This is a genomic window from Shewanella sp. MMG014 (assembly GCF_018100775.1).
Taxonomy (GTDB): Bacteria; Pseudomonadota; Gammaproteobacteria; order Enterobacterales; family Shewanellaceae; genus Shewanella; species Shewanella japonica.
This window is the reverse complement of the sequence record NZ_JAGJDZ010000001.1, coordinates 488,651-502,137: the sequence shown is the minus strand read 5'-3', so window position 1 is coordinate 502,137 and position 13,487 is coordinate 488,651. Positions and strand designations below refer to the sequence as shown.

10 protein-coding genes are annotated in these 13,487 nt (G+C 39.9%); 5 read left to right on the top strand and 5 right to left on the bottom strand.

What is annotated here, in order from left to right:
* Positions 1-2: 2 nt before the first annotated feature.
* From tal to J8L86_RS02055, 3 genes are all read right to left on the bottom strand, one after another.
* Positions 3-956 (bottom strand): transaldolase, encoded by a 954-nt coding sequence (gene tal / locus J8L86_RS02065; protein ID WP_211028481.1) that lies wholly within the window; start codon positions 954-956, stop codon positions 3-5.
* Between the two features lie 306 nt (positions 957-1,262).
* Positions 1,263-2,372 (bottom strand): OmpA family protein, encoded by a 1,110-nt coding sequence (locus J8L86_RS02060; protein ID WP_055025625.1) that lies wholly within the window; start codon positions 2,370-2,372, stop codon positions 1,263-1,265.
* Positions 2,373-2,732: 360 nt separating this feature from the next.
* On the bottom strand, positions 2,733-5,099 hold the full coding sequence (locus J8L86_RS02055; protein ID WP_211028479.1) for a phosphoketolase family protein: 2,367 nt from the start codon (positions 5,097-5,099) through the stop codon (positions 2,733-2,735).
* Between the two features lie 545 nt (positions 5,100-5,644).
* On the opposite strand from J8L86_RS02055, the gene J8L86_RS02050 reads away from it, so the two are divergent.
* Positions 5,645-7,081, top strand: coding sequence for a sodium:alanine symporter family protein (locus tag J8L86_RS02050; RefSeq protein ID WP_055025660.1), 1,437 nt, complete (start codon positions 5,645-5,647; stop codon positions 7,079-7,081).
* A 165-nt stretch (positions 7,082-7,246) separates the two neighbouring features.
* Positions 7,247-8,023 carry a peroxide stress protein YaaA gene (yaaA, locus tag J8L86_RS02045; RefSeq protein ID WP_211028477.1) on the top strand — a complete coding sequence of 259 codons (777 nt, stop codon included), beginning with the start codon at positions 7,247-7,249 and terminating at the stop codon, positions 8,021-8,023.
* A gap of 117 nt (positions 8,024-8,140) precedes the next feature.
* On the opposite strand, the gene J8L86_RS02040 is transcribed toward yaaA, so the two are convergent.
* Positions 8,141-9,574, bottom strand: coding sequence for a M28 family metallopeptidase (locus J8L86_RS02040; RefSeq protein ID WP_211028475.1), 1,434 nt, complete (start codon positions 9,572-9,574; stop codon positions 8,141-8,143).
* A 135-nt stretch (positions 9,575-9,709) separates the two neighbouring features.
* On the opposite strand from J8L86_RS02040, the gene J8L86_RS02035 reads away from it, so the two are divergent.
* Positions 9,710-10,006: a metalloregulator ArsR/SmtB family transcription factor gene (locus tag J8L86_RS02035; protein ID WP_055025629.1), complete on the top strand. Its 297-nt coding sequence runs from the start codon at positions 9,710-9,712 to the stop codon at positions 10,004-10,006.
* Positions 10,007-10,385: 379 nt separating this feature from the next.
* Here the strand turns inward: J8L86_RS02035 and rpsT are convergent, their stop codons facing one another.
* The gene (rpsT, locus tag J8L86_RS02030; protein ID WP_055025630.1) at positions 10,386-10,652 is read right to left on the bottom strand and encodes a 30S ribosomal protein S20; all 267 of its coding nucleotides are present in this window, start codon (positions 10,650-10,652) and stop codon (positions 10,386-10,388) included.
* A gap of 254 nt (positions 10,653-10,906) precedes the next feature.
* Here rpsT and murJ point away from each other — a divergent pair, with 254 nt between their 5' ends.
* A complete protein-coding gene (murJ, locus tag J8L86_RS02025) occupies positions 10,907-12,466 on the top strand; it encodes a murein biosynthesis integral membrane protein MurJ (protein ID WP_065109054.1) in 1,560 nt (519 codons plus the stop codon).
* Between the two features lie 64 nt (positions 12,467-12,530).
* Positions 12,531-13,466, top strand: a complete 936-nt coding sequence (gene ribF / locus J8L86_RS02020; protein ID WP_065109055.1) for a bifunctional riboflavin kinase/FAD synthetase — start codon at positions 12,531-12,533, stop codon at positions 13,464-13,466.
* Positions 13,467-13,487: the final 21 nt, after the last annotated feature.

Here is a 13,487-nt window from a genome sequence, read left to right as displayed (position 1 = left end):
AATTAGCCTAGCTTCTCGTTTAACATGACTTCAAGTTTCCCTTGGTCAATGGCAAAGTTACGAATGCCTTCTGCTAATTTATCTACAGCCATTGGATCTTGATTATATTCCCAGCGGAATTGTTCTTCAGTAAGTGGGGTTGGGGCTGCTTCAACTGACGTAGCTGGTGCTAACTTTTGTGTGATAGCTGCATCGCTATTAGCAAGCTCTTCAAGTAATGCAGGCCCAATGGTTAAGCGGTCACAACCAGCAAGTTCGATGATCTCGCCAATGTTACGGAAGCTTGCGCCCATAACAACGGTATTATACCCATGACGCTTGTAGTAATTGTAAATGTCGGTTACTGATACAACACCTGGATCGGTCTCAGCAGTGTAATCTTGACCTGTGTCTTTTTTATACCAATCTAAAATACGACCAACGAAAGGTGAGATTAAGTAAACACCGGCTTCAGCACATGCACGTGCTTGAGCGAAACTAAATAGTAAAGTTAAGTTACAGTTGATGCCTTCTTGTTCAAGTTGTTTTGCTGCGCAAATACCTTCCCACGTTGATGCAAGTTTAATAAGAATACGAGATTTATCGATACCAGCATCTTTATAAAGCTTGATTAACTTATGTGCTTTTTCAATTGAACCATTTTTATCAAATGAAAGGCGAGCATCAACTTCTGTCGAAATACGGCCTGGGACAATTTTAAGAATTTCAACGCCGATATTAACTGCTAATTTATCGCCTGCGTCTTCTACTTGTTGCGCTACATCATTTGACTGAGCTTTAGCCCAATTAATTGCATCATCAATTAGTGGTGCGTACTCAGGGATCTGAGCTGCTTTTAAGATCAGAGAAGGGTTTGTTGTCGCATCTTCAGGTTGGTAACGTTTGATTGCTTCGATGTCGCCAGTGTCTGCAACAATAGTTGTCAGTGCTTTAAGTTGAGCTAACGTGTTCGCCATGGAAATTTCCCTCTCAAGTAACAAAGTTGTTTTGTTGAATGCGGTTATTAGAAGCGATTTTACTGTATTTTCCAACTGTATTTGTAAAAAAATTACATAAAAAAGTAATTTTTGAGCAACTAGACATGAAATCTTGTTATTTAATACCTGATTTATTAGCCATTTAGATAAAAAATAATGATGAAAAATAATTGTTACCGATAACATCCCTTTGCTGCTGTGGTTTTTAAATATGTCACTTTTCTTTCAAAATTAAAAAGTCGCTGCAAGCAGCGACTTTTATTTGGGCTAATTAAGCTTTGGTACTTATTTTAGTACAGGGCGTTTCTCTGCACCACTTACTACAGCATCAATACGACGGTTTTGTTTGTTAGCTTCAGGTGATGTTCCTTCCATAATTGGATTGTCTTCACCAAAACCAACGGCTTTTAATCGACTTGCGTCAATGCCGTATTTTTCAACTAAAGCGTCAACAACAGCTTGTGCACGGCGCTCAGATAAATCCATATTATAATCAGCATTACCAACTAACGATGCATGACCTTCAATCACAGCAGTTGTGTGCGGATTATCTTTTAAGTATTTAGCGCCTTTTTCTAGACGAGTGTATGATTCAGGTTTTAATACTGCAGAATCATTATCAAAATAAACACCTTCCATACGAGATGAAATAGGTGCATCTTCATAAATAGTACAACCTTGGGCATCTACTTTGTGAGTCGATGGGGTGTCTGGACATTTATCCATATCGTCTGTCACGCCATCGTTATCAGAATCAATTGGTGCAGCAACAACCGGTGCAACGACTGGCGCTGGAGCGGGTTTATCAACACCGAAACGATAGCTTAATTCAAGACCCCAGTAATTACTTTCCATATCAAGGGTATTGTATTTATCGTCATCTAAGTTTTCGTAGCGGCGATATTTAGCTTGTAACTTTAAGTTCTCAGTAAAGTTATATCCAATACCTGCACCTATGTATGGTGCTATACCACTGTCACTATAATATTCAGTATTATAGTTTTTCTTGTTTGAGATAAGGTAATTCATCGCACCAGCTTCAGCCGATAAACTCCACTTATCAGCAAATGGATAAAAACCGACTAAGCCTAACGCCATGCCTCTAGCGCCAACATCATTACGTTTGTTGCTGTAGTCAGTCCATTCTGCGCGACCTAAATCACGGTAACCGAGTTCAACACCAAAGTAATCATTGAATAAGTAACCACCGAAAACATCCCATGCATAAGGGTCGTCTTCACCGCATACTTTCATTGTTTTTTGATCGCAGTTTGGTTCGTAATTATTAACACCAAGACCACCACCAACATACCACGGTGTTAACTCTTGCTCTGCTGAAGCAGCAAAAGGTAACAATGAGGTGAGTAATACTACTTTTAATGTGTTCTTCATCATGTATAAGTCCATTGTTATTTTACTCCACCAAAACACATGTAAATAATTTGTTTGATACAAGTGTCGCTGACGCTTATGTGGTGTTCCTATTATGTTTTTGTCAGCGTGCTAATTATCGTCGTAATTTCAATGGTTTTCCATAGTAATAAAGAACAATGTTGGTATTAATTTAACAATCTTTGCTTTTTTGGCTGTTTTAAGGGGAGGGAGGTCGTAAGAATGTTGCAAGTAAGGTGTGCTTTTTAACAATTGTGCAATTTGCTTGAAGTGACGCATTTGAGGTGAGGTAAATAAAGCTTGAGGATATAAAGCGCAAATGGCGCTTTATATCCTAGTCGAGATATCGTTATCTACTAACCGTTATCGAGTCCACACCCAATTTTCAATTTCTTGAGGGTCTACACCATTTGCTTTGATGTAATTACGGTGCTCAACTAAGCGTTGTAACATATCGGTTGTGATGGCGACATGCTGTGTTTCGTCAATAACACCTTGTTGGAATAGCTTGTAAGCCATATCTATCACTAAGTGATAACGTGAGGTGCCATTTCGGACACCCATGTCAAATGGTGTCGTAGTAGAACCTTCTTCTTCGTAACCTTTGATTCTAAAGCGGCGACTACCTTTATAGTCAAATACAAGTTTCTTGATGGTATTCGGGTAACCATGGTAGTTAAATACCACGCCTTTATCTTCTGTAAATATTTCATCCATCATCCAAGGTTTAGCTTGGAAGTCTCGACTACCTAAACCATTACTATTAAGTTCAGTTACACTGACAAAACGAATGCGAACTCGAGGTAATAGCTCACGGATAAGTACTAAAGATGCCATACATTCCTGGGTGACATAATCCCCGCAGCCAGCTAGAACCACATCTGGATTTTCATCCGATGCAAAATCCCAAACCATGACACCGTCTTGAGTTTGCTTACGCGCTTCATCTAACGATAGCCATTGTGGTAGTTCTTTTTTACCTGCAACTAAGATGTTTAACTTATCGCGATCTTCATAAGCGCGCTCGGTGTACGTCAGAGTCGAGTTACCATCTGCAGGTAAGTATGCTGAAATAATATCAGGGTGTTTCTCTAACATTGCCCCTAAGAAGGATGGGTTCTGATGAGAGTAGCCATTATGGTCTTGACGTTCTAATAAAGAAGACAACACAACGTTACAAGAAGGCACAGGTTTGCGGAAATGAACCCCTTGGCTTGCATATACATATTTACAGTATTGATCTGCCATTGAAGACACAACTTGTGAGAAGGCTTCATAGGTTGGGAACATTGCATGGCGACCTGTTACGGTATAACCGTGCATCATGCCGAATAACAAGTTTTCTGACAGTAATTCGATGACACGACCGTCTCTTGCCATATCTTGATCCCAGGTCTTAATTGGCCATTGCCAAGCACGGTCTGTTTCTTCAAATACAGCTTGAAGTTGGTTTGAGTAGGTTTCATCAGGGCTGAAGATACGTAAATTACGTTGATCACGGTTTAATTTGAACGCATCACGCATCCATTCACCCATTTTGTACATAGATACACCTCGAGTGCCTCGTGGTGTTTCTGGCCCATAGCTCAATTGTTTTAAGTCAGGTTGCGCTAGAGCACGTACAACTTCTCCGCCGTAACTTAGATGCTGTCTACCGCAACATAAGTGCTTAGGTGGTATAAGCGATTGAATATCTTTATCGAAGCTAATTTGTCCATCAGCATTGATGTCACATAACTCATCAAACTTATAACTCTCTAGCCAGTCATTCAATGCTTGAAGATGGCTTGGATCCGTTGCGCATTTATTAACGATGACTTGATGCGACTCACAGTTACCTTCAAGCTTTTTACCACCGTGTTCAGCAGTGCCAGTCCAGCCTTTAGCTGTTCGCATTAAAATAACAGGCCAACGTGGTTTGCAGACATCTTCGCCATTTCTTGCGCGAGTTTGAATGTCATTGATCATTTCATAAGACAGATCCATTGCATTTGCCATTTGCACAAAGACATCTTCTTCAAGCTCATCATCGACAATAATTGGGTGATAACCTAAGCCACGAAACTCAAGATCAAGTTCTTCGTGATCCATACGTCCCATGCGAGTAGGACCAGATATCTTGTAACCGTTGATATGAACAATAGGAAGTACTGCGCCATTGGTTGCAGGATCTACAAGTCGGTTAGCATACCAAGATGCAGCTAATGGACCTGTTTCTGACTCACCATCACCGACTAAGCATGCTGCGATAAGATTTGGATTATCAAGCACTGAGCCCCATGCGACAGAGAGCGAGTAACCTAACTCACCGCCTTCAAGGATTTGACCTGGTGCTTCAGGGTTAGCATGAGAAGGGTAGCCATAAGCTGCTGAGAATTTTTTACAGATATCTTCAATGCCAGATTCATTATAAGGAATGGTTTCTGGATAAAAGTGGCTTAATGAGCCTTCTACAAAAAGGTTAGCTTGTACAGCAGGGAAGCCATGACCTGGGCCAACCAAGTAGATGAAATCTCTTTGATGTTTAACAATGAGGCGATTGACGTTGGCGTATACGAAGTTAATACCTGGGCAAGTGCCCCAATGGCCGAGCAGTCTTGGCTTAATATCATCATGCTGTAATGCTCTTTTGAACAATACATTTTGTTTTAGGTAGATTTGAGATGTGGCAAGGAAGTTCGTTGCTCTAACAAATTTTTTCAGCGAAGTGATTTCATTTGCTTGTGTCATAGTGACCTCAGTATTTTGAAGATTTAAGTTGATTTAGTTCTTAATGAGAACACTGTATTCTTATTTTGGTTGCAATAATGTGGTCTTTGTCTAACTTTTTATTAAATATTTTTATAATTAAAATGGGTTAAAGTTGGTTTTGTGTTAAAGCTTATGGGTGTGAAGGGCGTAGGATTGTTATTTGAGATGCAGCTAAAGGCTGCTAATTAGATAAGTGTGATCTTGATCACCTGCTGGTTCAGATCTTCTATGCTAATTTTTTGCACCGAAAAATCAGCGATAAGAATTGAGAAAGTTTGCTAGGCATTCGTGCCTAAAAAAAGTAAAGTTAACTCGATCAAATCCTAAATAATAAATAACTAATATTTCGCTCACTGAAATTCAATGTGATAAGCAAATGAAATACCTACTGAATTGAACTTGAGTGCTCTTATTAAAATAATACGATAATTTTATTTTGTCCGAAGCGTTTGTTTTGATGCTTAATCACAAGCCAACTTTTTACAAAATAAAGTTATTCGAAGGAATAATTTAAGCAAATGGCAATGTTAGAAACGATTGTGAATTTCATGAACGATTTACTCTGGGGTAAATTGTTAGTTTATGGGCTAGTAGGCGCAGGTTTATTTTTTACTGTACGCTTAGGCTTCATCCAAATTACGCATTTTGCGCATGGTCTCAAAATTTTATCCATTAGCCGCCGTCCAGGTCGCAATGGTTTATCTTCTTTCCAAGTTTTCTGTACCAGTATGGCGGCCCGTGTCGGCGCCGGTAATATGGCAGGTGTTGCTGTTGCAATTGGTGCAGCTGGTCCCGGCGCAGTTTTCTGGATGTGGGCAATTGCGATGCTAGGTATGGCAACCGCAATGATTGAGTCAACGCTTGCGCAAGTTTATAAAGTAAAAGATGTCGACGGTCAGTACCGCGGTGGTCCTTCTTACTATATGGAGAAAGGACTTGGCCAACGTTGGATGGGAATTCTATTCTCAATCCTACTGATAATCTGTTTTGGTTTAGTGTTTAATGCAGTACAAGCTAATACAATTACTGGTGCAATGACTGCTGTATTTGATTTGAACCCGATTTATGTGGGTGTGGCAATTGCTGTATTAAGCGGTTTAGTGATTATGGGTGGCCTTAAAAAAGTCGCTAAAGTTTCTGAGATTGTTGTACCTGTTATGGCATTAGCTTACATCGCCATTGCTTTAGTGGTTGTATTGATGAATGTCGAACAACTACCTGCAGTATTTATGTTGGTGATTAACAGTGCGTTTGGTTGGCAAGAAGCCGCTGCTGGTGGTGTTGCTTATAGTGTTGCACAAGCTATGCAAGCAGGTATTGCGCGCGGATTATTCTCGAATGAAGCTGGTATGGGTAGTGCTGCAAATATTGCGGCAAGCGCATCGCCAAATCCTAACCATCCTGCATCGCAAGGCTTTGTGCAAATGATGGGTGTATTCGTTGATACTATCGTTATTTGTACTGCTACAGCGGCAATTATTTTATTGTCAGGTGATGCAGCTGGGAGTGGCGATGGTATTGCTAAAACCATTAACGCTCTGTCATCGCATGTTGGTGACTGGGGTGGAGCATTTATTGCTTTTGCTATTTTACTGTTTTGCTTTACATCAATTATCGCTAACTATTCTTACGCTGAAACTAACGTCATGTTCTTATCTGGCAATAAGAAAGGTGCATTACCAATCTTCAGATTAGTTGTGCTTGGCATGGTAATGTTTGGCGCCGTAGCAAAAATCAATATTGTTTGGAACTTAGCGGACGTGTCGATGGGCTTAATGGCATTGGTTAATATGATTGCACTGCTATTATTATCAGGTTTAGCTGTTCGTGTGATTAATGACTATCGTCAACAGATTAAAGCTGGTGAAGAGCCGATGTTTGATACTGATAAGTTCCCTGAGCTCGCAGAGCAGTTAGAAGACGGCATTTGGAAGAATAAGCCTGCTGAGTCATCAAAATAGGCATCTTTGTTATTGGCTACGGAGTTGACCCTCGCTAGGGATTTTTAAACTCTATTAGCGCAATCTAAAAAACCATGCATTTATTGCATGGTTTTTTTTATTTAGCCCAGTATCATAGAGACAGATTGAAAGAATGTACTTTACGGCTTAATAGGATAGTTAACGATGTTAGTATTAGTTTCTCCAGCAAAAACTCTCGACTTCGAAACCAAGGCTAACACAACGTCTTTTACACAACCGACGTTGTTAGATCATAGCCAACAATTAATTAATGTGTGTCGTGAGTTGACTCCTATAGATATTGCTTCGCTGATGAAAGTTAGCGATAAAATTGCAGGTTTAAACGCAGCTAGGTTCATCGAGTGGCAACCTAACTTCACCCTAGACAATGCCAAGCAAGCGATGTTTGCTTTTCGTGGCGACGTTTATACAGGGCTTGATGCTGACTCAATGTCTGAAAAAGAAGTGAGCAAAGCACAACAACATTTGCGGATTTTGTCAGGTTTGTATGGCTTACTTAAGCCACTTGATTTGATGCAAGCTTATCGCCTCGAAATGGGCACGAGTTTAGCTAACCCTAAAGGTAAAAACTTGTATGCTTTTTGGGGGGATGTGATCACCGATGAAATTAATCAGGCTGTTGCTGAGAAAGAAGACGATATCATTGTCAATTTGGCTTCGAACGAATACTTTAAAGCGGTAAAACCTAAAAAGCTGAATGCAACATTGATTACCCCAGCATTTAAAGACTGTAAAAATGGTCAATATAAAGTGATTAGTTTTTATGCCAAAAAAGCGCGCGGTTTGATGGCAAGGTATATTATTGAAAATGACATTAAATCGTTAGCAGGGTTACATCAATTTGATGTTGATGGTTATTATTACAGCGAAGAATTATCAACGCCTGCAGCGCCTGTATTCTTACGTGAAGAGCGTGTTTAGAGGTTTAGTATCAACCTTTTACTGTTGGATTAGCTAACCGTTTTTTTTAAAACGAACAGACAATAAAAAAGCAGCGATTTCGCTGCTTTTTTATTGCCTAACAGTTTTGCTAAAAGGCTATTTGGGTTCTTTTTTGGCTAAAGGGCGTAAATCAAGTTCCGATTGCGCCATGATATACGCAAATTGAGCATAAGCAGCGACATTTTGGGCAAGCGCTTTTGGATCGATTTTATCCAACGTGTCGTTAGGGGTGTGATGATAATCAAAGTAGTCAGTACCATCTTGCCTTAATGATGCAACTGGCACACCTAAACCTGGCATCATAGAGACATCCGGGCCGCCTGACGCTTTGTTATTACCAAGTTTTACACCATTGATAGTCATTGATTGATGTTCAAGTTGAACTTGCTCAAATACGTTTGGGTTAACGTTAAAATCGATTTGATAAATTCTACCTGCGCCAAAGTCTGACTCTGCTGCAATATAATGTTTTTCCAGCTCATCACTATGCTGTTTAACGTACGCTTTACCGCCGACAAGGCCAACTTCTTCAGCTGCATATAATACAACTCTTATCGTTCTTGCAGGTTTTTGTGGTAAATCCTGGATAAGTTTAGCTGCTGCAGTAACAATGGCGACACCAGCACCATCGTCAATGGCGCCAGTCCCCTCATCCCATGAGTCAAGATGTGCCCCGATTAATACAATTTCTTTTGGCTTACTGCTACCAGTGACTTCAGCAATGACATTGTAAGAGGTTGCTACACCCAAATTTTTCGACGTTAAGTTAAGTGAAAGGGTGATATTGTCATCACGCTTGAGCATTGAATTAATCATATCAGCATCTGGTGCTGACAACGCAGCGGCAGGAATTTTTTTCACCCCATCTTTATAACGCATCATACCTGTGTGCGCCATGCGGTCATGATCGGTACCAATTGAGCGAATAACGACAGCTACAGCGCCTTTTTCTGCTGCAGCAACAGCGCCTCTAGAACGACCTCCGACCGATTTCCCGTAGCCTTTACCGCTAATATGTCTCTCGGTTTTATGATCGATAAATGCAATTTTACCTTTGACTAATTCAGGATCTGCCGCTTGTAAATCGGCAAGTGTGTCAAAGCGTACAATATTTGCTTGTATGCCTTCTTCTGGCGTTGAAACACTGCCTCCTAGTGCAGTAATAACAAGTGGTTGTTCATAGGGAGCTGTGATTGAAGCTTTCGCACTGCCTCTATACCACGCAGGGACTTGAACTGATTCTTTATAAACTTTATCGAATCCTAAACTTTTCAGTTTATCCATCGCCCATTCAACGGCAATAATATCTTTTTCAGAACCAGCTAATCGAGGGCCCACTTCGACTGTTAGTGATTCAACGATTTCATAACCTAAAGATGAATCTAAAGCTTTTAGGACGAGTTGTTGACTAACCGCATTATCTTTAGTGTTCTCGATTTTAGTTACTTGGGTATCATTAGTTTGATTCTGACATCCTGACAACGCAGTAAAAACCATTCCTGCAAAGAGTGCCTTATTGTAGTTTTTCATGAGTTTCCTTCATTTTTATTAGCTAAGTCTCATTTTTAAAAACAATCTACCAAAAAGTGTGCTTCATGTCGCTGCCCTATTTGTTAGGGAAGGCTATATTAGCGAGGGAGATGATTGAGGAGAACCAAGCGCGTGATGAATATAGAATTAATGCAACAGCGTGCAGATCATGCTGTAGTAATGCTTAAAGCACTAGCAAATGAACGCCGATTGTTTATTTTATGTCATTTGCTTAATGAAGGTGAAATGTGCGTTGGTGAGATGAACAAAAAACTGGGCCTAAGCCAATCTGCATTATCGCAGCATTTAGCTTGGCTAAGAAAAGATAATCTCGTTTGTACACGTAAAGAAGCTCAAACTGTTTTCTATTCACTTAAAAGTGATGAAGTTCGTGAGCTGATTAAAGTACTGGATAACTTATACTGCCACTAATGGCTTAGTATCTGCTCAGTGCTAAAAGCGTCTTAGTCAGTTACTTACTTAGGTAAGTGCTGTTGAGGCGTTTTTTTTTGCTTTCAAGAAGGCTCATGAAAGCTTTTTGTTGCGGTAAATATTTTTGAAGGGAGTTTTAGCTGGATATCGTTAGCAGCCAATACGGGTTGCCATGACCTGAATGTTGTTTATTAGCTTGCAATAAGCCTAGTTGTATATGTTTACACTGAATGTAAGTATTAAAAATAGTGAAGGCTTGAGCTAAGAGTGATGTAATCGGGTGGGGATAGACTCAAATAGCGCCAAAGTTGAGTGAGTCATTTATTTTAGATATAAAAAAACCGACCTAAGTCGGTTTTTTAAAAACTAAATCACGAGATTAAGCAGCAAGTGCTTTGATTCTTGTGTTTAGACGTGCCTTTTGACGAGCGGCTTTATTCTTGTGAATAAGACCTTTAGTCGCCATACGGTCAACAATCGGTTGTGCTGCTGCGAATGCTTCTGTAGCCGCTTTGTGGTCACCGCTTTGGATAGCAGCGATAACTCTTTTAACGTATGTACGTAACATTGAACGACGACTAGCATTATGCTGACGACGTTTTTCAGATTGAAGCGCGCGCTTCTTTGCAGACTTGCTATTAGCCAAGGTGCAACTCCTAAAACTGGGATTAATACTTTGAGGGCGAGGAATATGCCTGCTTTTATTCATTTTGTCAATGAATATGGCAGAAATATCGTCAAATAAACAAATATAACTACCTTGCGCGGTGATCTTCAACCCAACTCGTGTAAGATGTGGCGCATTCTAACAGTTCTTCTACCGCATAGACAGTAGTAGAATGGAAAATTTGAGATATATCCACGTTTAAAATATCGATAGCAAGCTGCTTCGGAGGCTGTTTGAGTAAAAAGTTATTAAAATCGGGTGCAATAGTCAGTGTGATGACTTTGGTATCAAGAGTATTAGGCCTGATCCGTGATGTTGTTATTGCGAATTTAATGGGGGCAGGTAGTAGTGCAGATGTCTTTATTTTTGCTAATAAAATACCTAACTTTTTACGTAGACTGTTTGCTGAAGGTGCATTTGCTCAAGCTTTTGTTCCTGTATTAACTGAATACCAACAAAAAAATACACCCGAAGAGACTCGTGAGTTATTAGCTAAAGTTGCTGGTACCTTAGGTGGCATTGTCAGTATTGTGACTTTAATCGGTGTTATTGCTTCGCCTTTATTAGCTGCATTGTTTGCTGGTGGTTGGTTTTATGACTGGTTAAATGATGGACCTGATGCAGGCAAATTTGAACTCGCTTCATTAATGTTGAAAATTACCTTTCCTTATTTATGGTTTATTACGTTAACTGCTTTAGCGGGATCGATTTTAAATACCCGAGGCAAGTTTGCCGTTTCTGCTTTTACCCCAGTTTTTTTAAACATCACCATTATTGTTGCTGCATTATATTTTGCGCCAACAATGGAGCAACCTGAACTGGCTCTAGCATGGGGGGTATTTTTTGGTGGTTTAGTACAATTTTTGTTTCAGTTGCCATTTTTACTAAAAGAGAATGCTTTAGTAAAACCAAGTTGGGGTTGGCACCATCCTGGTGTTGTTAAAATTAGAACATTAATGATCCCTGCTTTGTTTGGGGTATCGGTGTCTCAAATCAATTTATTGTTTGATACCTTTATAGCGTCTTTTTTAATGACGGGTTCTATTAGTTGGCTTTATTACTCTGATAGGTTGTTGGAGTTTCCACTTGGTTTGTTTGGTATAGCCATTGCTACTGTGATTCTACCTGCGTTATCTAAAAAGCATGTTGATGATAAAGGCACTGGGTTTAGTGAGACCATGGATTGGGGCGTAAGAGCGATTTTGCTGTTGGGCGCACCCGCGATGCTTGGGCTTATCATATTGGCTCAGCCAATGTTAATGGTGCTATTTATGCGCGGCGCTTTTTCAGTCAGTGATGTTGAGATGGCCTCATATAGTTTAGTGGCCTATGGCTGTGGTTTATTAAGCTTTATGATGATTAAGGTATTAGCACCAGGTTATTACTCTCGTCAAGATACAAAAACGCCGGTTAAATTCGGCATTATTGCCATGGTAAGCAATATGGTTTTCAATATTATTTTTGCCATTCCATTTGGATATGTTGGGCTTGCAATTGCAACGTCATTATCAGCATTGTTAAATGCAGTATTGTTATACCGTGGGCTACACATTGCTGGTGTTTATAGAATAACGAAATCAACTGTCATATTTTTCATCAAAGTGATTATTGCGACAGGGCTTATGACAGTATTGTTGTTAAATACACTACCTGTTCAAAGTGAGTGGCTTGCAATGGACATGATGATGAAGATATTGACTCTTATAAAACTGATTGTTTCTGGCGCAGTTGTGTATTTATTGAGCCTAGTCATAATGGGGCTAAGACCTTGGAAGATGAAACGTCAATCATGAGTGCTGATAATCAAATCTATCTAGTATATAATCAGCCGATTTACAGTTGCAGTTAATTGGCGTAATGGAATTAATCCGCGGTATACACAATATTTTACCTTCGCATCATGGGTGCGTGCTCACTATTGGTAACTTTGATGGTGTGCATCGAGGCCACGCGCAAGTTCTTAATAACTTAGTTAATAAAGCTAAGCACTTTCAGTTGCCCGCAGTTGTTATGACGTTTGAGCCACAACCTCAAGAGTTATTTCGTCAGCAAGATGCTCCAGCAAGAATCAGTTTGCTTCGCGATAAGATTAGCCTGCTTGATGAATTAAGTATTGACCGTTTATTGTGCGTCAATTTTAATAGTCGTTTTGCTAATCAGCCAGCTGAGCAATTTATTGAAGATTTGCTAGTAAAAAAACTAGGGGTTAAATACCTTGTTGTCGGTGATGATTTTTGTTTTGGTAAGAATCGTGCTGGCACCTTTGATATGCTACTTGAAGCTGGCAAAAAGTTTGGATTCACTGTTGTGAGTACCCAAAGCTTCATTTTAGGTTCGATACGCGTGAGTTCGACAGCAGTTAGAGAACAACTTGCTCTAGGTAATTTAGAGCAAGCAAGAAGATTATTAGGTCATCCCTTTGTGCTAACGGGTAGAGTGGCACATGGGCAAAAGTTGGGTAGAACCATAGGTTTTCCAACTGCCAATATTGCATTAAAGAGAAAGGTGTCACCCGTAAGAGGGGTGTTTGCCGTAAAAATGTATTGGGATGATAGCGATATATATGAAGGCGTTGCCAATGTTGGTTTTAGACCGACGGTTGACGGCCAAATTTGCCAATTAGAAGTCCATTTATTTGACTTCGATGGTGATTTATACAGTAAAAGAGTAGAAGTTGAATTAGTTGCTAAAATCCGTGATGAACATCCGTTTGAGTCACTTGAGGCACTAAAGAAACAAATTTTGAATGATGCAAATGAAGCAAAAGCTTTGTTTGGCAATGATGCAGGTTGAAATAAATCAGCCCAATTAATG